Below are 18,821 nucleotides of genomic sequence, written 5' to 3' on the forward strand. Positions count from 1 at the left end.
CACCACCGGCCGGAACAAAGGACACGGACATGAACAGCAGCACCCCGATCTCCAGTACCCCAGCCCCGGGCCGCAAGCGCAGCAAGGCCCGCACCGCCGTCGTCGGCGTTCTGGCAGCAGGCCTCCTGCTGGGCGGAGGCGTGATCGCCGCCAACGCAGCTACTTCAAGCAGCACGAGCACGACGGCGGCAGCCACCTCCCAGCCCACAGCGACGGCGGCAGCCACCTCCCAGTCCGAGGCGACGGCCGCGACGGCGGCAGTCGCGGCCAAGACGGCCCTGGTGCGCCACCCGCTGGCGGCCGGCCTGCGGTTCTTCGTGAACGGAGACAGCAGCAAGCCCAACTACGGCCAACGCGCCGCGAGAATCGCCACCTTCATCCTGGACAAGCGTCCGAAGCTGGCCGCAAAGCTTCCAGCGGCCCTGCAGGCGGACCTGAAGGCGCTGAAGGATGCGGCGGACAGCGACAGGGTCGCGAAGGCCACCCACATCAGGGACACCGCACTCAACGGCGGCTACGGCCCGAAGATCCAGGCACAGGCAAAGCGGATGCAAGAGCAGAAAGCCGACCGCAAGGCTTAAACGACAAAGCTTAAACGACGGCAAGGCTGGTTGTTCGTAGCGATCCCACTACGAACAACCAGCCTTGCTCTGCCGACGCGGGCCGCCCGCAGCCCGCGCCCGCTCTGTGTCTAGACCGGCATTGTGCCTAGGCCGGGACGGGGTCCCGGTCCGGACCCGCCGCGACGAGAGCGCCGTCGTCGAACGGCATTTCGTCCAGGTCGATCAACGGGTTGGTGTCCTGGGTGGCCACCAGCTCGCGGGCCTCGGCCTGGGTGTCCACGCTGGGCATCGAGCCCGGAAGCGGGCGTTGCGCAGATTCACGCAGGAAGTAGATGGCGATTGCGCCAACCACGGACGTGCCCATGAGGTAATACGCGGGCATCATGTCGTTGCCGGTGCCCTGGATCAAGGCAGCGACAATGAACGGTGTGGTGCCGCCGAAGATCGCTACGGAGAAGTTGTAGGCGATGCCCATTCCCCCGTAACGGCTCGAGGTCGGGAACAGTGCCGGCAGCGCAGACGCGAGGTTTGCCACGTAGAACGTGACCGGGAAGGCGATCAGGGCCAAACCGGCGAGCGTGGACCAAATATCGCCGATGCCGATCAGCAGGAACGCCGGAATGGCGAACACCACGGTGCTGATGGCGCCGATCCACAGTACGGGCCGGCGGCCAATACGGTCGGAGAGCTTGCCCGTCAGCGGGATGCAGACTGCCATGATGACCAACACGGGGATGGTCAGCAGCGTGCCGTGAACGGGGTCGTAGCCCTTGGACTCGGTCAGGTACGTGGGCATGTAGGAAGTCAGCATGTAACCCACGGTGTTTGCGGCTGCGGCAAGGATCATGGCGAGGATAATCTGGCGCCAGTACGCCTTGACGATGCCGATAGGGCCCTTGGCTACTGCGGCATCGCCCGCTGCGGCGTCCGCGGCGATGGCTTCCTGGGCATCCAAAGTGGCTTGGAACTGAGGTGATTCCTCGATCTTGCTACGGAAGTAGACGGCGATGACGCCGAGCGGACCCGCGATGAGGAACGGCAGCCGCCAGCCCCAGTCCTCCATGGCCGACTGGCCGATGGTGAGCTGCATGATGGAAACCAGGGCCGCGCCGAGGGCGAAGCCGATGTACGAGCCCATATCCAGGAAACTCGCGAAGAAACCGCGGCGCTTGTCCGGAGCGTATTCGCTCACGAACGTGGTGGCGCCGGCGTATTCGCCGCCCGTCGAGAAACCCTGGACGAGTTTCAGGATGACGAGCAGTGCGGCTGCCCAGATGCCGATTTGCGCGTATCCAGGCAGGAGTCCGACGGCGAAGGTGCTCGCCGCCATCAGCAAGAGTGTTGTGGCGAGCACCTTTTGGCGGCCCACCTTGTCACCCAGCCAGCCGAAGACGACGCCGCCGAGGGGCCGTGCCAGGAACGTTGCGGCGAAGGTTCCCAAGAGGAACAGGGTCTGCACGGACTTGTCGGCCTCGGGCAGGAAGACGGGCCCCATCGTGGTGATGAGGTAGCCGAACACGCCGACGTCGTACCATTCCATGGTGTTGCCGACGATCGTGCCGCCGAGTGCTTTTTTCAGCATTGGCTGGTCAACGACGTTGACGTCAGATACCTTGAGTCGACGGCGTGTTGGAAGTTTCAATTTTGAGGCGCCGCGTGATGCGGTCTTGCTCGTTGCAGCGGCGTTCCTAGCGCCTGCTGAAGAGTCGGTGATGCTTCGGTCTGTGGGCATTTTGACTTCTCCTAGGGAGATCATTTGCTTGCGACATACAGCTGCTCCGCTCTGGGCAGGGTTTCAATTTTACGCGAGATTCGCCGAATCTGAGAGTCGAACTCCGAGTTTCGGGGCTGTTCCGACCCACTTTCGGCGCAAATGTCTGACATCCATTTGCCCCCTACAGCCCCGGAATCACGCGGATTTGGCGTGTTCCGAGGCTGCGTTACCAAATTGTTTGGTTCGGGACCGTCAAAAGCACAGTTTGCTGATCATTTTCGGTGGGTTTCCTGTCGTTTTCCGAGCACCACCGTGGCATCGAATTCTTCAGAATGGACCACCCTGGCGGACAGTCCAGCGTGCCCGAACAGGGCCGCCGTCGTCGGCGCCTGCCTTACGCTCGTTTCGATCAGCAGCTGACCCCCTGGAGCCAGCCATAACGGGGCCTCCTCCGCGATTCGCCGCTGCACGTCCAAACCGTCCGCGCCGCCGTCGAGCGCCACTCGCGGTTCATGCAGCCGGGCCTCCGGCGGCATCATTCCGATCGAGTCCGTAGGGACGTAGGGGGCGTTGGCTACCAGGACGTCAACCCGGCCGCGAAGTGTGTCCGGCAGGGCCGAATAGAGATCGCCTTCATGCACCTGTCCTCCCGCCGGTCCGATGTTGCGGCGGGCGCAGTGGACCGCAGTGGGGTCGACGTCGGCCGCGTGCAGCTCAATGCCGCCCACCGCGGCAGCCAAAGCGGCACCCACGGCACCCGAACCGCAGCAAAGATCGACGACGACGGCGCCCGGCCGGGCGAGGCGGGCCGCCTCCCGTACGAGGTACTCCGTGCGGCGGCGGGGGACGAAGACGCCCGGGTCCACGGCAATGTGTTGGCCGCAGAACTCAGCCCAACCTAGGAGGTATTCAAGGGGCAATCCTGAGACGCGTTGTTCGACCAAGCGGTCAAGGTCTTTGGCAGCGTGCGTCGCGGAGATCAGGAGCCGGGCCTCGTCTTCGGCGAAGACGCAACCGGCCGAACGGAGCCGGGCCGTGACGGCGGAATGGGAAGGCTGGAACGTGGGTGCTGACATGGGAGAGCCTTTCGGGAGACCGAGGGGTGCTCTCCGGGCCACCTAGTTCAGGCTCGCCGCGGGATCGGGAGGGAGCACCCGTGAATTGCTGTTTTGATGGGTCTCACCTCCTGGCGTAAGGACTCTGCTGAAGAGATGGCGCGAGTCGCTGGAAATGCCATGCTAGCCGAGAGCGGACGTGGAGGCCACGCGTGAAACGGCTTCCGCAACGCCGGGGTTCACAAACACGGCCCGGAGTGTCTAGGGTGGGTGCATGGGAACACTGATTTTTGAATAGACCAGCGGGTCCTGGTTCGTCGCTGATGCCGGCTACGCCGCTGAAGACGTTGATCCGGCACCGCTGAGTTTGATCCGACAAAAATCCATGCCTGTTGAGGCTTCGCCTCCGCGCCGTTCCCGTTGCTATTAGACCCAGGGTCTCGCAGCGGACGTCGCGTCCCGATACCTCCTCCGGCAGATCAAGAGCTTTAAGGAGTCCACTGCATGACACCGAATACACCCGAAACCGACGCCGAACAGGAACCGGTAGCGCAGGAAACCGAGGCCCCGGCTGGCGGTATCAAATCGAAACTGACTGACGCCCAGAAGGAAATGCTGGCCCGCAAGTCCCGCGGTGGGGCCGGGAACGGCTGGCAGAGCACCGGAAAAGGACACAAACCCACTCAAGCGAGTGGCAAGCAGGCCAAGTCCGAAAAGAAAGTCCGCTGGTAGATCCTGCAGACAAGCGGACCGCTCCCACCTAGTATGGAAAGTCCCTTCGTTTCAATGCAGAAAGGAAGAACAATGGCTGCGAAGCACGTTGCGCAACAAATCAATTCCGAGGTGGCCAGCCACCTGGTCGAGTCCATGGATACGACGCCCATGCCGGCCCCCGCAACTGTGGCCATGACGCTTGGCTCGGCCCAAGGAGCCGCTTGGCCAGACGGTAGCGGCAAGAGCAAGCACCCCAAGGATCGCGGCGCCAACCACGGCCGCGCGGGCCAGCAGGCGGCGGTCACCGCGGTCCACCGCACCGGCCGTCCCCAGATGCCGCACTCCTCTTAGGAGTACCCACCCTCGACACGGAAAATGCCCTGCGACAACGGAATTCTGGTGGCGTAGGGCATTTTCCGTGTCGCCGGTCTGGCCTATGCGCGCTCGACGTCGTCGGGGGACTTGTCGGGGCGCCATCCGCGCCAGACGGGATGCCGCATCCTGTCGGTGCCGGTCCAGTCGCCGAACGTCACCTCTCCCACGAGTTCGGGGGAAACCCAGTGCGCGGTGGCTGCGTCCTCGGCCGGGATGTCATGGAAGGGGGAGTCCGGGCGACCGAGCCCTTCCATGCGCTTCAGGATGTCGCGCAGCTGCCAGTCCTTGAACCCGGTGCCTACCCGGCCCGCGTAGCGCAGCTTGTCGCCGTCGGGAATCCCCACCAGTAACGCGCCAATGGTCCCCAGCCTCGCCCCGGCGCCGGGCCGCCAGCCACCCACCACAACTTCCTGCGTGCGTTCCAACTTGAGCTTGATCCAGGACCTGCTGCGCCGCCCCGGCTGGTACCGACTATCCGAGCGCTTGGCCATGACTCCTTCCAAGCCAAGTTCCGCAGCGCTCGCCAGGATGTCGTCGAGGTCATGCTCCAGAACCTCGGACACATGGATAGGGGAGCCCTGGGCAGGCAGCTTGGCATGGAAGGCCGCCAGCCTGTCCCGGCGCTCGCTGAGCGGCAGGGAGGTGAGGTCGGCGCTTCCCTGTGATCCGGCGTCGTACAGGAGATCGAACACCATGAGCTGCACGGGGACCGCGGCCCGGGCGCGTTCGACGTCGCCGGGTTTGAAGAGGTTCATCCGCTTCTGGAGCAACTCGAAGCTGGGGCGGCCGTTCTTGCTGAGCGCGACGATTTCACCGTCTGCTACGAAGTCGTGGCCCGGCCAGTAGCGCGGATCTGTCAGTTCGGGATACGTGGGTGTCATGTCGATCCCGGAGCGGCTGGTCAACCCGATCTTGCCGCCCGAACCTGAAACGATGGCCCGGAAGCCGTCCCACTTGAGCTCAAACAGCCAGTCGCCCGAGGAAACATCGGCTGCGGTCCCGGAGGTTGCGAGCATGGGCGCGTAGCTGGGGGTCCCGTTCGATTGTGGCGCGGCGTCGGGCAACAGCACCGCCCGGTGGCCCGGTTTGTCCTTCATCAAGTGGATCAGCCACTGCGACGGCGACTCCCCAGTGTGAATGAGCGCGAAGCGGCGGGTGCCGCGTAATCCGCCGCCGGGCTTGCCTGTGAGGGTGGCGATGACTTCCTTGCCGTCGCGCCACTTTTCGCACTCGAACTCACCGCTGTCCCAGATGCTGACCGTCCCGGCACCGTATTCGCCCTTCGGAATGATGCCCGTGAATTGGGCATACTCCATCGGGTGGTCCTCCGTGCGCACCGCGAGGTGGTTCGTGACCGGGGTGTCGGGGACGCCGCGGGGCAAGGCCCAGGATGCCAGGACGCCGTTGTGTTCCAGCCGGAAATCCAAGTGGAAACGACGGGCATGGTGCTCCTGGATGACGAAGATTCCGCCGGGCGGATTGGGTTCGGCGTCGGCCTGGAGCGGGCGCGAACCGGGGTGATGTTCGACGGCGGGAAACGGTTCTGGTGTCCGCCGCGGATCACGCTTGTCCATATAACTGGCCAGGCGCGGGTTCACTGCGGTGCCCGCGGCGGCGGTGCTGACGTGCTCGGGCGCATGCCCGGCCGCCACCGCCGCGAAGGGGTCCTTTCCCTCTTTGACGCGCTTCATGACGGCCGTGAAGTCCAGATGCTCGAGCTTGGGGGAGGCGAGTTCACTCCACGTCCTTGGTGCGGCCACCATGGGGTGGGCCCGCCCGCGGAGGGAGTACGGGACGATGGTGGTCTTGTTCCCGCTGTTCTGGCTCCAGTCCACCAGAACCTTGCCGTTGCGCAGGGTCTTCTTCATGTCGCTGACCACGAGGTCCGGATGGTCAGCCTCGAGCGAGCGCGCCAATTCGTGCGCGAACGCGGAAACCTGCTCCCATTTGCGGGTGCCATCCAGCCCGGCGTAGAGATGGATCCCCTTGCTGCCGCTCGTCACCGGGACCGGATCTAGGCCGATGTCCTGCAGGATGCTGCGCGCCAACTTGGCGACTTCAACGCATTCGGGAAGGCCCGCGCCGGGACCCGGATCGAGGTCCAGGACAAGGCGGTCCGGCGGCAACATGGTTCCGTCGGCGTCCACTTGCCATTGCGGAACGTGGATTTCCAAGGCTGCAATCTGGGCCAGCCAGGTGAGCGTGGCGAGGTTGTTGACCAACGGGTAGACGTTGCTGTGCTGCCTGTGCTGGATGGTGACGCGGGGAACCCACGACGGGGTGGAATCGTCCAGGTTCTTCTGGAAGAACATCTGCCCGGGATCCTCCGTGGTCCCTACTCCGTGCACCCAGCGCTTCCGGGTGGCGGGCCGGTTGGCGGCAGCCGGGATCAGGAACGGGGCCACGGCGGCGTAGTATTCGAGCACTTCGGCCTTGGTGGTGCCAGTCTCCGGGTAGATGATTTTGCCCAGGTTGGTGAGCGTCAGTTGGTGGCCTTCAACGTTGACGCGTTCCTTCTGGCTGGTTGCCACCTCTTCACCTCCGCCTTGTTGTGATGTTCACTTAGTGCATGAGGGCCATATGGAAGGGTTCTATCGCGTTCGGGCTGGTCAACGTACCCGTCAAGCTCTACAGCGCCACCGAGGACCACGATGTCAGTCTCCACCAGGTCCACAACAAGGACGGAGGCCGCATCCGTTACCAGCGGAAGTGCGAAATCTGCGCCTCTGTTGTGGATTACGAGGATATCGACAAGGCCTACGAAGAGGAAGGCCGTACCGTCGTGCTGTCTGCGGCCGATTTGAAATCGCTGCCAGCGGAGAACAGCCGTGAAATCGAGGTAGTGGAGTTCGTTCCGGCCGAGCAGTTGGATCCCATCATGTACGAGCGGCCCTACTACCTCGAGCCGGATTCCAAGTCGCCCAAGGCCTACATGCTGCTTCTGCGCACCCTGCAGGACACCGAACGCGTGGCCATTGTGCAGTATGCCCTCCGGCAGAAGACCAGGCTGGGCGCATTGCGGGTACGCGGCGACGTGCTGATGCTGCAATCCTTGCTCTGGGACGACGAGGTCCGCGAAGCCAACTTCCCGTCTCTGGAAACCGACGTCAAGATCTCGGACAAGGAGCTGGAGATGTCCTCGGCCCTGGTGGACTCCATGGCGCGCGACTTCGAGCCCGAGCAATACACCGACAACTACCAAGTTCAATTGCGCCAACTCATTGCTGCCAAACTCGAAAAGGGCGACTCCATCGACACCGAGGAAACGTTCGGTGTCGCAGCTAGCGAAGGGGAAGGCGGTGAGGTCATCGACCTCATGGAGGCCCTCAAACGGAGTCTTGAGAAGAAGCGCGGAAAGGCGTCCGCCGAATCGTTCACCGAAGAGTCCGACGACGCCGCCACCGGCAAAGCGGCCAGCAAGCCGAGGGTGAGGGTCAAGAAGGCCTGACGCGCCGGCCGATTTCCTTGCGGCCCTCCTTGGCGGCGGCATTCGAGATTCTGGCGGCCTTTTCCTTCGAGGCGCCATCCTCCCGGAGGGTTTCGTAGAGTTCCGGATCCTTGAGGCTGGGATTCTTCTTGCTTGGCATTCGTTCCTCCTGCGGTCAAGATCCTGGCTAGGACGGAAGCTCCATCCGGAACCCGCAGCGGCACTGCAACACCTTTGTCGCCAGGTACACGTCGAGAAGGTCGACAGCGGGGTCCTCAGTGGACAGTGGCGCATACACGCTGTGGAATCCGGTTCCCGAAATCTTCATCGGTTCGCCGCAATGGATGTATTCGCCGCCGAATTGCAGCACACCTGATACCGGGCCTCGCTGGTTCAGGATGCCCGCGACGTCCTGGAATGTCGCAGCATGGGCATAAAACGTATCGCAATCCAAGCAGGTGTAAGCGACGTCCACGAGCTCTGCCACCGGTGGTTTGAGGGGCTCGATGGAATCCAGGATCACGTGCTCGGCGGTGCCGCAATTGCCGCACCAGATTCGTTCCGCTCTGGGGTGAGGCGCACCGTCGGGAACAATCGGGTCAGAGATAGTCGGCATCGACTTAACTCCTTGAACCGGGAAGTGCGGCTCCCGCGCGAGGCGGAAGCCGCACTTCGAGGGGATTTAGTCCTTCTTGAAAGCGTCCTTGACCTTTTCGCCGGCCGATTTCAGGTCGCTCTTGCTTTGATCCATCTTGCCTTCGGCTTCGAGCTTCTCGTTACCCGTCAGCTTTCCAGCCGCTTCCTTGGATTTGCCTGCAAGCTTTTCTCCGGCATTTTGGATCTTGTCATCTGCACCCATGGGCGTACTCCTTTGCTGGTAATGGTTTTACTTCATTCCGCCGAGCGGTGGGGGGCCGGCCGATGGGGCCAAGCGTCCTTAGTGTCGTTGTCGGTCAAACGCCGTGTGACCTACGGCCGGAAACAAAGCTGAGGAGCCAGCCGATGGCCGCGACGATCAGGAGGACCACGCCGACCCAGAGGAGCCAGCTCACGGCCGACGAGAATCCGCCAACCAGGAGAAGGACGATTGCCACAACGCCTGCAATGATCAGAAGAGTGTTCACAGTGACACATTCCTTACTTCAGCGGGACCGCCGGCAAGCGCCCGGGTCCCTTGCGATGTATTCGGTTATCGGTTCACTTGCGAACCGTGGTTCCCCGCCAGGCCCCCAGGCCCCGTGCAAGGTCTTGCTGTAGCGATACCGCCCCATATTTTCGGGGTTTTCATCCGCTAGGGACCGGCACCGACTTCCTCCATGGTACTACTAAGCACCCTTATCAAATCAAGTACTAAGTACGCTTACAAAGATTTTTGGGTTTCGTCGTAGGCTAAATGGAAGGTCGGGGGTCGGGTTCCGGCGCTCGCATCGGATGGTCGTCCAGGAGGAGAAATCGTGAAAGCATCGCAAACTCTGGCAGATAATCTTCAGCTGGTCCTGACGGACCTCATTGAACTCCAGCTCCAGGGAAAACAGGCCCACTGGAACATCGTTGGCGCCAATTTCCGGGACCTGCACCTGCAGCTCGACGAACTCGTCGCAGCCGCCCGGGAGTTCGCTGACGAAACCGCCGAAAGGATGCGGGCGCTTCATGCCGTTCCGGATGGCCGGAGCAGCACCATCGCTGCCTCAACCAGGCTGGAGCAATTCCCCGCGGGATTGACCAAAACCAAGGACGCCGTGAAGCTGATCACCGACCGCCTGGAGCGGACGGTCCAGACCATGCGTGATGTCCACGACGAAGTAGACGAAGAAGACCCGACGACGGCGGACCTCCTCCACGCGTTCATCGCCCGTTTGGAGCAGCTCGCCTGGATGATCAGTGCCGAGATCATGTCAGCCGGTGCGTCCGTAGCAGACCCACAGGAGGCCTAGAAACCCGGGAACCCAGGGCAAACGGCGCTAGGGCATGCCACGGCTCCGCCGCAGTAGGCCCGGCACTCCGGGCATTTCCCGCCGAAGGTCCGGCCGCGGATTCAGTTACCACCACCCGGACGGATCGCTTATCGCGGGTGGGGAGCGGAAACGCCTTGACGTGCTGGCGATTCCTCCTGCGTGGGCGGACGTCTGGATATGTCCGTTCGAGACCGGGCACATCCAGGCAATGGGAGTGGACGACGCCGGCCGGAGCCAATACATCTACCACCCGGAGTGGCGGGCTCGCCAAGATACTGATAAATTCGCCCGGGCCGCGCGGCTCGGGGCCCTCCTGCCGCAGGCGCGCCGTCTGGTCTCCCGGCATCTGCGGGAGTCACCTTCGGAGAAGACCAGAACCTTGGCCGCCGCCGTGCGGCTTATGGATCTCGGGGCCCTGCGCGTTGGATCCGATGGATACACGCGCCGCAACGGCTCGTACGGCCTCACCACGCTGAGGTGTAAGCACGTGAAGGTCAACGGGGATACGGTTTCCCTGCATTTCCCGGGGAAAAGCGGTCAAACGTGGGATTCCACCATCGAGGACCCTGTGCTGGCCCGATTCCTCGGACCCTTGGCAGGAAGGCCCGGCAAGGAACCCCTGCTGGTTTTCGAGGAGGATGACGGCCGGGTATCGCTGAATGCCACGATGGTCAACGAGTACCTTCGCCACATCACAGGCGGCGACTACACGGCCAAGGACTTCCGCACCTGGAAAGGCACAGCAGCGGCTGGCATGGCGCTCGCAGGCAGATCCCTCGCAGGCAGAACCGAGGGATCGCCCCGCCAACGAGTCCTTGAGGCCATCAAGCAAACCGCCGAACTACTCGGCAACACGCCAACAGTGGCGAGGGCAGCCTACGTCGATCCGCGTGTCGTGGAGGGTTTCCTGGCCGGTGACCTCGAACAGCTCAAGGCAACCGAGTCGGATGTTGCGTCCTACTTGGCGTCCCTGCCCTGATCAAATTTGCCCTGAACAAATCTGCCCTGAAAAACAAGGAGCATGCTCCCCGTTGGCTACGAGGAGTGGACATAGTAGGAATATGTCCATCCTTGAGTACCAAGGGAGAGCATGCTCAGTGGGGCTACTCGGCGTCGTGGTCCGTTTCGAGGATCTTCACGAGGCGGTCCAGGGCTTCGTCGGCGCCGGCACCCTCGGCGCGCAGCACGACGACGTCGCCGAATGAAGCTCCGAGGCTCATAAGGGACAGGATGCTGGCTGCGTCCATGGCGTCGTCGGCAGGCTCGCCTTCGCGGGCGATGGTGACCTCAAGGTCGAGTTCGCCGGCGGCTTCGGCGAAGATGGCTGCCGGGCGGGCGTGCAGGCCGACGCGGCTGGCGATGGTGGCGGTACGTTCGGACATTGTTGCTCCTTCGATTGTGGGCTTGGGGAAAGTCTAGAGACCCAGCTCGTCCAGGATAGGGAGCTGGGTGCGAACGGCTTGGCGCGCGGCGGATGCGCTCGGGGCGGCCAGCGCCGCCGTCGCGAGCTGTTGGGCTTGTGCCACGGTGACGGTTGCCAGGACAGCGGAAACGGCAGCCAGGGCGCGTGCACTCATGGAAAGCGTCGCGACGCCCAGTCCAACGAGTACGACGGCGAGGGCGGGGTCCGCGGCTGCCTCGCCGCACACTCCCACTGGGCGGGCGGTGCCGCCCGCGCTGGCGGCAGCAGCGCCGTCGGCGGTCAACTTCACGAGCTGCAGCACGGCGGGCTGCCAGGGGTCATTGAGGGTGGCGAGCGGGCCTAGTTGGCGGTCCGCGGCCATGGCGTACTGGGTGAGGTCGTTGGTTCCGAGCGATGCGAAGTTGACTTCGCGCAGCACGGTTGCGGCGGTCAGGGCAGCCGACGGGACTTCAACCATGACGCCGGGGGTCTTCAAACCGGCGGCGGAGCAGAGGGCAGCGAAATGCGCGGCTTCCTCGGCCGTGGAGATCATGGGGGCCATGACCCACACTTCGGCCTGGTTGGCGGCCTCTGCCGCGGCGATCGCCGCCAGTTGGCGTTCGAGGACACCGGGGGAGGTGAGGTCGGTGCGGTACCCACGGACGCCCAGCGCAGGGTTGGGCTCGTCCGCGTTGGTGAGGAACGGCAGGGGCTTGTCCGCCCCGGCGTCGAGGGTTCGGACCACCACTTTCTTGCCGGGGAACGCAGCAAACACCGCGCTGTAGGCGGCGATCTGCTCCTCGACGGTGGGTTCGTCGTCGCGATCCAGGAAACAGAATTCGGTACGCAGCAAACCAACGCCCTCGGCACCGGCATCGGCGGCCTTGACCGCGTCGGCACCCGTGCCGACGTTGGCGAGCAGCGGAACCCGGAACCCGTCGGCCATGACGTTGCTACCGCTGAAGGCGGCAACGGTAGACGCCTGGGTGGCCCAAGCTTTGGCCGCAAGGCGTAGTTCCTCGCCGGGGTCAACGGTGATGGTGCCGGCAGCACCGTCGAGGTAGACCTCGATGCCGTCTCCGATCCCGTCGACCCCCGGGGCGGCGACGATCGCGGGCAGGCCGAGCGCGCGGGCCAGGATGGCGGTGTGGGACTGCGGGCCGCCACTCGAGGTGATCAGGGCGATCACCTTGGCGGGGTCCAGGGTGGCGGTGTCTGCCGGGGCGAGGTCCTCGGCGGCCAGGATGAACGGAACGTCCGACGCCGGTATGCCCGGCGCGGGCAGCCCGCGCAGTTCAGAGACGATGCGGGCGCGGACGTCCAGGACGTCGGCCACGCGCTCTGCCATGTAGCCGCCGAGGGCCTTCAACGAGTCGGCAACCGTGGCAGCTGCCTCCCAGATGGCCCGTTCAGCGGTACGCGCGCCGCCCGGGGCCTCGGGCGAGAGGAGCCTGATGGCCGATTTCACCAGCATGGGATCGGCGGCCATCAGGGCAGTTGCTTCCAGGACCTCTTTGCCTTCGCCGGACGCTGTGGCGGCTCGGGCACGGAGTTCCGCCTGCACGGCCTTGGCGGCATCTTTGATGCGCTGGCCCTGTGATTCGACGGTAACGTCCGCAGGAATATTGACGTTTGAGCGAGGTTCCTGAACCGGCTTCGGCATCTGCCGCACCGGCCCCAGAACACGCCCGGGGGCAACGCCTACACCTGAAAAGGTCTGCATGGATTAGTCCTCTACTTGCTTGCTAACGGCTGGTTCAGGCTGCGACCGGTACAGGAACAGGCTCTGCCTCGACCGGCTTCCGGACTGCCCAGCGCTTCAGTGCGAGCAGGACCAGGGCGGTGACCACGGCCCCGATGACGATCGAAATGACGAACATCGCCAGGTTTCCGATGGCAAAGAAGACGAAGATGCCGCCGTGTGGGGCCTGCGAGGTCACGCCGGCCGCCATGCAGAGTGCGCCGGTCACGGCACCGCCCACCATGCTGGCGGGAATGACGCGGAACGGGTCGGCAGCTGCGAACGGGATGGCGCCTTCGGAGATGAACGAGGCACCCAGCAGCCAAGCGGCCTTACCGTTTTCGCGCTCGGCCAGGCTGAAGCCCTTCTTGTTCAAGGTGGTTGCGAGTGCCATGGCAAGCGGCGGAACCATGCCGGCTGCCATGACGGCCGCCATGATCTGCAGCGGAGCCGGGTTGGCCAGGCTACCCGCGCCCAGGCCGGCTACAGCGAAGGAGTAGGCAACCTTGTTGACGGGACCGCCCAGGTCGAAGCACATCATGAGCCCGAGGATGATGCCGAGAACGACGGCGGAGACGCCGGTCATGCCGGTCAGCCACGTGTTGAGCCCGAGGGTGAGCAGCGCGATGGGGCGGCCGAGGAACAGGAACATGAGGCCGGAAGCGACTATCGAAGCCAAGAGCGGGATGATCACCACTGGCATGAGGCCGCGCAACCATCGGGGAACGCTGAAGGTGCCGATCCAGTGCGCCGTGAGACCGGCCAGCAGGCCGCCCACCAGACCGCCCAGGAAGCCTGCGCCCATGAAACCTGCAACGGCGCCGGCCACGAAACCGGGGGCAATACCGGGCCTGTCAGCGATGCCGAACGCGATGTAGCCAGCCAGGGCCGGGACGAGGAAGCCGAGGGACAGGCCGCCGATCTTGAAGGCAACGGCGCCCAAGTACAGGGCGAGGTTCCCGTTGGGAAGGTTGAACAGCGAGTTGTTGACCAGGATGTCATTCGCCTTTGTTCCCAGCGCGATGTCGTAGCCACCTAGCAGGAAGCCCAAAGCGATGAGCAGGCCGCCACCGGCGACGAACGGGATCATGTAGCTGACACCGGTCAGCAGGACCTTCTTGACCTTGGTTCCGAGGTGCTCGCTGGCCGCCTCAGATGCATGTTCGGCGTTTTCTTCGGCGCCGAAGTGCGGAACGCGGTGGGCGTGTGGGTCGGAGGCGGCCGCGATGGCTTCCTGCACCATCTTGGCCGGCTCGTCGATGCCGCGCTTCACAGGCGCGTTGATGACCGGCTTGCCGGCGAAGCGCTCCTTGCCGCGGACATCGACGTCGACGGCGAAGATCACGGCGTCTGCGGCGGCAATGACCGACGGGTCCAACGCGGTGAATCCGCCCGAACCCTGGGTTTCAACCTGAAGGTCGACGCCCATTTCCTTGGCCGCAGCCACGAGGGAGTCGGCTGCCATGTAGGTGTGGGCGATGCCGGTGGGGCAGGCGGTGACGGCGACGATGCGCTTCGGGGCCGTGGCTGAAGCGGCAGATGCCGAAGCCGGTGCCTCGGCGGCAACGGCGCCCGCGGCGTGTGCAGCCGGCTTGTCGGCCAGCGCGCCTTCAACCAAGTCAACGATGTCCTGCCCGGTGGCAGCCGCACGCAGGGCCGCCGTGAAGTCCTTCTTGATGAGGGAACGGGCCAGCTTGGAGAGTAACTTCAGGTGCTCCTGGTCCGCTCCTTCCGGGGCGGCAATGAAGAAGATGATGTCCGCGGGACCGTCCTTGGCACCGAAGTCCACCTTGTGCGAGAGCCGGGCCATCGCCAAGGTTGGCTCGGTCACCGCGGCGGAGCGGCAGTGCGGGATGGCGATGCCGCCGGGTACGCCCGTGGCAGTCTTCTGCTCGCGGGCGAAGGCGTCCGCGAAGAGCCCTTCAACCTCGGAGGCGCGCCCGGCTGCGGCAACTTTGCCCGCCAGGACGCGGATGACATCGGCGGGAGAATCGCCGAGGTTCTGGTCAAGGGAGACCAGTTGGGGGGTGATGAGCTGGGTCACTGTTAGTCCTTCTGAAGGGCCGTGATGGTTACGGCGTCGGGAGTTGTTTGGTGGACCGCCGGGACAGTGGAGCCCGGCAGCGAAGCAGCGGCGGCACCGTGTGCCACAGCCTGACGGAGGCAGTCCTGCGAGGTTCCGCCGTTGGTGGCGGCCAGCAGATAGCCAGCAAGGGATGAATCGCCGGCACCAACTGTGCTGACGGCTTGGATCGGCGGATGCGTGGCGAACCACGCGCCGTCGGCGGTTACCAGGACGGCGCCTTTGGAACCGAGTGTTGCGAGTACTGCACCCACACCGCTGCCGACGACGGCGGCGGCGGCCCTGGCGGCAAGGCCGGGGTCCGCTTCCAGCTCGTCAGCCGTGTGGACGTCTGTGAGGCCGGCTGCGGCGGCCAGTTCGGCCAGTTCTTCCGCGTTGGGCTTCAAGAGATCGGGCTTGCTACTGATGTTGCCGCTGGAATCGCCACTGATGGCGGCAACCAGCGGAGCGCCCGAGGAGTCGATCGCGATAAGGGGAGCGTCGCCGTCGTTGTTCATGGAACGCAAGCGGCGAGCGACCGTGGCATAGAAGTCCGCCGGAACTCCTGGTGGGAGCGATCCGGCGAGTACCACCCAGCTCGCGCCACGGGAGCGGTCCAGCAGCAGCCCGATCAGGGCTTCCTGCTCGTCCAGGCTCAACTCCGGGCCGGGTTCGTTGATCTTTGTGGTGACGCCGTCCGGTTCGGTGAGCGTCACGTTGCTGCGCAGCGGCGCACTGATGGGAAGCGCTGCGTAGGGGACGCCGTCGTCGAGCAGCCCAGCGAGGACGGGATCGGAATCCCCGCCCGGCAGGACAGCAACGGTGTCCAGGCCCGAGGCGACCAGCGCCCGGGAGACATTGACGCCTTTGCCGCCGGAGTGCTGGTGGACAGCGACGGCGCGTTGCACCTCGCCGCGGGCCAAGGGGGCCGGGAGCTCCACGGTGCGGTCCAGGCTCGGGTTGGCGGTCAGGGTGACGATCATGCGATCACCACGTCGACGCCGGCCTCGGCCAAAGCGGCGGAGAGCTCTTCAGAGGGTTCGTGGTCAGTAATCACGGTGTCCACATCTTTTAGGGCAGCGAACTGGACCAGGGTTTCCGCGTCCAGTTTGGAGGAATCCGCGAGGACGACGACTCGCCGTGCGGACGTGACGAAGGCGGCCTTGACGGCGGCTTCTTCGGGGTCAGGAGTGCTGAGCCCGAACGTGGCGTGGATACCGTTGGCGCCGACGAAGGCGATGTCCGGGCGGAGCCGGGAAGCGGCCTCTACCGTGGACTGCCCGACGGCGGCCTGGGTCAGCCCGCGGACGCGGCCGCCCAGGATCTGGAGGGCGATGTGCGGGTTGCCGGAGAGCCGTCCGGCGATGGGGATGGCGTGGGTGATAACCACTAGTTCTTCACGCGGGGCGTTCCCGTTGGCGGAAGCCGTGTGCTGGGCGGTGCGCTGGTCCAGCAAGCGGGCGAGAGCCTCGGTGGTGGAGCCGGCGTCGATCAGGATGCTGCCGGCCGCGTTCTCGGGGATGAGGGCAAGGGCGGCCTCGGCGATGCGGAGCTTTTCCGGTTGGCGCTGGATGGCCCGCTCAACCACGCTTTCCTCACGGGTGCTGAGACGGTCCGACGGGACTGCTCCACCGTGCACGCGGCGAAGGTTACCGGCGGATTCGAGGGCAGCGAGGTCACGGCGGACGGTCTCCGTAGTGATGCTGAATCGATCCGCAAGGTCCGTGACGCTGACCCGTCCACGCTCGGCGACGAGCTCGGAGATCAGCTGTTGGCGCTCCTCAGCAAACACATACCCTCCATTGCGTACAAGCTGTAGGTACATCAGTGACTGTGATCACATGATGTGGAATTGCTTGACTCTATCTTTGTTCATGTTGGTCTGTCAACAGAAAACAACATAAACAAAGATTCTGGGGGTGGGTGGGGTTTGCCGAGGTGTGGTTCGGGCGCGCCCTGGGGCGGGTGGGACGTGGTTGGGCGTGTTCTGAGGTGCTCTGAGGGCAGAATCCAACAGCCCGATGACGGGACCGACGTCGGCCAGGCGCGACGGCCGACGAGTAACCCGACGGATAACCGGCCCGACGCAGGGCAGGCCAGCCCCAGAGGGGGTAGTCAAGGAAGGGACTGGCTACCCTGGCGCCGGACCGGAAGGTGTCCTACGGCCACTCGATTTCCCGTAGAGCGGGGTATTCGATGGGGAGGTTGTCCGGGTCGGGAGGATCGGGCAAGCGGGACTGGGGAGAGGAATCCGTTTCTTGCCGGTGCTTGATCCTCTGTTGGTCCAGTTCATCGGACTCTTGCCGGGAGTCGTCTTCGGGCCGTCGCTGCTGTGTGCTTTCGAGCTTCATGGTGCTTCCTTCGGGTAATGCTGCAAGTCGTGGTTAAGCAGGAATTTCCAACTCGAACCCGCAACTGCATCTCAAGACCTTGGTATGGAGGTGGGCTTCCGGGCGAGAATTGCGTGATCGGGGCCGGCCGGTCTGCGGTGCTTCGAAGCTTCGCAGTGCGGTTTTCGCATCGCGGAGGGGTTCACCGCAGTGGAAATAGTGGCTTCCGAACTCCAGGAGGCCATCCTGAATCCCCCGACGATTCAGGATGGCCCCCGCCTGCTGGACGGTGGCTGCGTGGCTGTAGGAAAACCCGCAGGAAGTACACGTGTAGAACACGGCAAGCTGTTGGGAAAACCTTGGAGTCCGGGACTGGATGGATTCGATGACCAGGTGTTTGTCTGTTCCACAACCGGTACACCAAAGGGGAGAGGCGCCGGGCTGGTGTGGTTCGTGAGGAATCGCGGATTCGGAGATGGTCGACATCGACTAGTTCCGCGTTGGTAACAGGCATTTGCTCATCAGGCAGCACCTTCACGTTGAGTGACATGGCGCCCGGCTGCTTGAGCGAAAACAGGCCGAAGGCTCGGCCCTTGTCCGGTGTTCTGCACGGACTGTAGAAGAATTGTGCACTGTGCGTGGCCGGTGCGCAAGACCGCGACGAGACTTTGTCCAAGTGGTGGACGTTGTATTGGCACACCTTTTTCCTCCATTGCCGCCCTGCTGCTCATAGACTGAGCCATGGACGAAATGGGCCTGGATGCCTCGGTAGTGGACCAACTCCAGGATTTGGTCATCGACAGTGATGACGTCAGCGGCTTCCTCGGCGACCTTGCGGTATTCACGGCGTCGTCGGTGTCCGCTGCGCGCGGCCAGGAGGTCCTGTGCGGGATTACGTTGAGCCGACGACGCCGATCGATGACTGTCGCCGGAAGCAGCCACGAAGCCCGCCTCATTGACGAAGTGCAGCAAGCTTACGGAGATGGTCCGTGCCTGGAAGCAATGAGAACCGGGAAGTCCGTACTCGTTTCGGACACGTCCACGGACCCGCAGTGGCCTGAATACTGCACCACCATCGCGGAACGCGGGCACCTGGCCGTCCTCTGCGTCCCCTTGGGCCTGGAAGAGGGCGCGACGGCGGCGATCAACCTTTTCGCGCCGCAGCGCGATGCCTTCGACGAGGCCTCCATTCGCAGCTGCGAGCAATTCTCAAGCCAAGCAGAAAAGGCTTTGCGGCTGGCGGTTCGGATCGGTGCCAGGCAACAACGCGCAGAGGACCTTGAGCAGGCCATGCGTTCCCGGACCGCCATCGATCTGGCAACCGGCGTCATCATGGGCCAGAACAGGTGCAGCCAGGAGGAGGCCTTCAGGATTCTGACCAAGGCCTCAAACGGCAGGAACCAGAAACTGAGGGATGTTGCGGAATCCCTTCTGCAGTCCTTGACGAACGAAACGCCAGTCTCGCACTTCGAGCCTTAAGCCA

Annotated in this window: 19 protein-coding genes and 1 pseudogene; 7 read left to right on the forward strand and 13 right to left on the reverse strand. The window is 64.2% G+C overall.

Translation table 11 applies throughout. The annotated features are described in order from the left end of the window. Window positions 1–29: 29 nt before the first annotated feature. Complete coding sequence (locus tag NFJ07_RS10175) at window positions 30–581, forward strand: hypothetical protein (protein WP_269994083.1); 552 nt, start codon at window positions 30–32, stop codon at window positions 579–581. 127 nt (window positions 582–708) lie between these two features. Here NFJ07_RS10175 and NFJ07_RS10180 read toward each other — a convergent pair whose 3' ends face one another. Next, the gene (locus tag NFJ07_RS10180; RefSeq protein ID WP_269994085.1) at window positions 709–2,295 is read right to left on the reverse strand and encodes an MFS transporter; all 1,587 of its coding nucleotides are present in this window, start codon (window positions 2,293–2,295) and stop codon (window positions 709–711) included. A 254-nt stretch (window positions 2,296–2,549) separates the two neighbouring features. Then, window positions 2,550–3,353 carry a putative protein N(5)-glutamine methyltransferase gene (locus NFJ07_RS10185; RefSeq protein ID WP_269994087.1) on the reverse strand — a complete coding sequence of 268 codons (804 nt, stop codon included), beginning with the start codon at window positions 3,351–3,353 and terminating at the stop codon, window positions 2,550–2,552. A 483-nt stretch (window positions 3,354–3,836) separates the two neighbouring features. Between NFJ07_RS10185 and NFJ07_RS10190 the strand changes: the two genes are divergently transcribed. Both NFJ07_RS10190 and NFJ07_RS10195 read left to right on the forward strand, forming a co-directional pair. Further along, window positions 3,837–4,064 carry a hypothetical protein gene (locus tag NFJ07_RS10190; RefSeq protein ID WP_269994089.1) on the forward strand — a complete coding sequence of 76 codons (228 nt, stop codon included), beginning with the start codon at window positions 3,837–3,839 and terminating at the stop codon, window positions 4,062–4,064. 72 nt (window positions 4,065–4,136) lie between these two features. Beyond that, window positions 4,137–4,397, forward strand: coding sequence for a hypothetical protein (locus NFJ07_RS10195; RefSeq protein WP_269994091.1), 261 nt, complete (start codon window positions 4,137–4,139; stop codon window positions 4,395–4,397). A gap of 83 nt (window positions 4,398–4,480) precedes the next feature. On the opposite strand, the gene NFJ07_RS10200 is transcribed toward NFJ07_RS10195, so the two are convergent. Continuing rightward, the gene (locus NFJ07_RS10200) at window positions 4,481–6,952 is read right to left on the reverse strand and encodes an ATP-dependent DNA ligase (RefSeq protein WP_269994093.1); all 2,472 of its coding nucleotides are present in this window, start codon (window positions 6,950–6,952) and stop codon (window positions 4,481–4,483) included. A 38-nt stretch (window positions 6,953–6,990) separates the two neighbouring features. Here NFJ07_RS10200 and ku point away from each other — a divergent pair, with 38 nt between their 5' ends. Next, on the forward strand, window positions 6,991–7,869 hold the full coding sequence (gene ku / locus NFJ07_RS10205; protein WP_269994095.1) for a non-homologous end joining protein Ku: 879 nt from the start codon (window positions 6,991–6,993) through the stop codon (window positions 7,867–7,869). 1 nt (window position 7,870) lies between these two features. Here ku and NFJ07_RS10210 read toward each other — a convergent pair. The 4 genes and pseudogenes from NFJ07_RS10210 to NFJ07_RS10225 all read right to left on the reverse strand — a co-directional run. Continuing rightward, window positions 7,871–8,008, reverse strand: a pseudogene (locus NFJ07_RS10210) (DUF7218 family protein); the annotation flags it as partial. A 27-nt stretch (window positions 8,009–8,035) separates the two neighbouring features. Beyond that, window positions 8,036–8,464 carry a hypothetical protein gene (locus tag NFJ07_RS10215; protein WP_269994096.1) on the reverse strand — a complete coding sequence of 143 codons (429 nt, stop codon included), beginning with the start codon at window positions 8,462–8,464 and terminating at the stop codon, window positions 8,036–8,038. A gap of 66 nt (window positions 8,465–8,530) precedes the next feature. Further along, entirely contained in the window at window positions 8,531–8,707 is a 177-nt protein-coding gene (locus NFJ07_RS10220) for a CsbD family protein (protein ID WP_234754057.1), read from the reverse strand. Between the two features lie 94 nt (window positions 8,708–8,801). Then, window positions 8,802–8,972 carry a hypothetical protein gene (locus NFJ07_RS10225; protein WP_269994099.1) on the reverse strand — a complete coding sequence of 57 codons (171 nt, stop codon included), beginning with the start codon at window positions 8,970–8,972 and terminating at the stop codon, window positions 8,802–8,804. 330 nt (window positions 8,973–9,302) lie between these two features. Here NFJ07_RS10225 and NFJ07_RS10230 point away from each other — a divergent pair, with 330 nt between their 5' ends. Continuing rightward, window positions 9,303–9,782 carry a Dps family protein gene (locus NFJ07_RS10230; protein ID WP_269994101.1) on the forward strand — a complete coding sequence of 160 codons (480 nt, stop codon included), beginning with the start codon at window positions 9,303–9,305 and terminating at the stop codon, window positions 9,780–9,782. A 34-nt stretch (window positions 9,783–9,816) separates the two neighbouring features. Then, window positions 9,817–10,782, forward strand: coding sequence for a DNA topoisomerase IB (locus NFJ07_RS10235; RefSeq protein WP_269994102.1), 966 nt, complete (start codon window positions 9,817–9,819; stop codon window positions 10,780–10,782). Window positions 10,783–10,906: 124 nt separating this feature from the next. Here the strand turns inward: NFJ07_RS10235 and NFJ07_RS10240 are convergent, their stop codons facing one another. The 6 genes from NFJ07_RS10240 to NFJ07_RS10265 all read right to left on the reverse strand — a co-directional run bounded on the left by NFJ07_RS10240 (window position 10,907) and on the right by NFJ07_RS10265 (window position 17,359). Further along, on the reverse strand, window positions 10,907–11,185 hold the full coding sequence (locus NFJ07_RS10240) for an HPr family phosphocarrier protein (protein ID WP_269994103.1): 279 nt from the start codon (window positions 11,183–11,185) through the stop codon (window positions 10,907–10,909). A 33-nt stretch (window positions 11,186–11,218) separates the two neighbouring features. Then, window positions 11,219–12,928 carry a phosphoenolpyruvate--protein phosphotransferase gene (ptsP, locus tag NFJ07_RS10245; protein ID WP_269994104.1) on the reverse strand — a complete coding sequence of 570 codons (1,710 nt, stop codon included), beginning with the start codon at window positions 12,926–12,928 and terminating at the stop codon, window positions 11,219–11,221. A 34-nt stretch (window positions 12,929–12,962) separates the two neighbouring features. Then, the gene (locus NFJ07_RS10250; protein ID WP_269994105.1) at window positions 12,963–14,990 is read right to left on the reverse strand and encodes a PTS fructose transporter subunit IIABC; all 2,028 of its coding nucleotides are present in this window, start codon (window positions 14,988–14,990) and stop codon (window positions 12,963–12,965) included. A 2-nt stretch (window positions 14,991–14,992) separates the two neighbouring features. Continuing rightward, entirely contained in the window at window positions 14,993–15,991 is a 999-nt protein-coding gene (locus NFJ07_RS10255; RefSeq protein ID WP_269994106.1) for a 1-phosphofructokinase family hexose kinase, read from the reverse strand. Next, window positions 15,988–16,800, reverse strand: a complete 813-nt coding sequence (locus NFJ07_RS10260; protein WP_269994107.1) for a DeoR/GlpR family DNA-binding transcription regulator — start codon at window positions 16,798–16,800, stop codon at window positions 15,988–15,990. Before NFJ07_RS10260 ends, NFJ07_RS10255 begins: the two co-directional genes overlap by 4 nt. A gap of 367 nt (window positions 16,801–17,167) precedes the next feature. After that, complete coding sequence (locus NFJ07_RS10265) at window positions 17,168–17,359, reverse strand: hypothetical protein (protein WP_269994108.1); 192 nt, start codon at window positions 17,357–17,359, stop codon at window positions 17,168–17,170. A gap of 720 nt (window positions 17,360–18,079) precedes the next feature. Between NFJ07_RS10265 and NFJ07_RS10270 the strand changes: the two genes are divergently transcribed. Then, entirely contained in the window at window positions 18,080–18,817 is a 738-nt protein-coding gene (locus NFJ07_RS10270; protein ID WP_269994109.1) for a GAF and ANTAR domain-containing protein, read from the forward strand. Window positions 18,818–18,821: the final 4 nt, after the last annotated feature.

The sequence above is a fragment of the Arthrobacter sp. B2a2-09 genome, assembly GCF_027587375.1.
Lineage (GTDB): Bacteria > Actinomycetota > Actinomycetes > Actinomycetales > Micrococcaceae > Arthrobacter.

What these genes read in the sequence shown, in the direction of transcription:
- NFJ07_RS10175 (WP_269994083.1), top strand. Translation starts at nt 30, where the DNA reads ATGAACAGCAGCACCCCGATCTCCAGTACCCCAGCCCCGGGCCGCAAG.
- NFJ07_RS10180 (WP_269994085.1), bottom strand. Translation starts at nt 2,295, where the DNA reads ATGCCCACAGACCGAAGCATCACCGACTCTTCAGCAGGCGCTAGGAAC.
- NFJ07_RS10185 (WP_269994087.1), bottom strand. Translation starts at nt 3,353, where the DNA reads ATGTCAGCACCCACGTTCCAGCCTTCCCATTCCGCCGTCACGGCCCGG.
- NFJ07_RS10190 (WP_269994089.1), top strand. Translation starts at nt 3,837, where the DNA reads ATGACACCGAATACACCCGAAACCGACGCCGAACAGGAACCGGTAGCG.
- NFJ07_RS10195 (WP_269994091.1), top strand. Translation starts at nt 4,137, where the DNA reads ATGGCTGCGAAGCACGTTGCGCAACAAATCAATTCCGAGGTGGCCAGC.
- ku (WP_269994095.1), top strand. Translation starts at nt 6,991, where the DNA reads ATGAGGGCCATATGGAAGGGTTCTATCGCGTTCGGGCTGGTCAACGTA.
- NFJ07_RS10215 (WP_269994096.1), bottom strand. Translation starts at nt 8,464, where the DNA reads ATGCCGACTATCTCTGACCCGATTGTTCCCGACGGTGCGCCTCACCCC.
- NFJ07_RS10220 (WP_234754057.1), bottom strand. Translation starts at nt 8,707, where the DNA reads ATGGGTGCAGATGACAAGATCCAAAATGCCGGAGAAAAGCTTGCAGGC.
- NFJ07_RS10235 (WP_269994102.1), top strand. Translation starts at nt 9,817, where the DNA reads ATGCCACGGCTCCGCCGCAGTAGGCCCGGCACTCCGGGCATTTCCCGC.
- NFJ07_RS10240 (WP_269994103.1), bottom strand. Translation starts at nt 11,185, where the DNA reads ATGTCCGAACGTACCGCCACCATCGCCAGCCGCGTCGGCCTGCACGCC.
- ptsP (WP_269994104.1), bottom strand. Translation starts at nt 12,928, where the DNA reads ATGCAGACCTTTTCAGGTGTAGGCGTTGCCCCCGGGCGTGTTCTGGGG.
- NFJ07_RS10255 (WP_269994106.1), bottom strand. Translation starts at nt 15,991, where the DNA reads ATGATCGTCACCCTGACCGCCAACCCGAGCCTGGACCGCACCGTGGAG.
- NFJ07_RS10265 (WP_269994108.1), bottom strand. Translation starts at nt 17,359, where the DNA reads ATGAAGCTCGAAAGCACACAGCAGCGACGGCCCGAAGACGACTCCCGG.
- NFJ07_RS10270 (WP_269994109.1), top strand. Translation starts at nt 18,080, where the DNA reads ATGGACGAAATGGGCCTGGATGCCTCGGTAGTGGACCAACTCCAGGAT.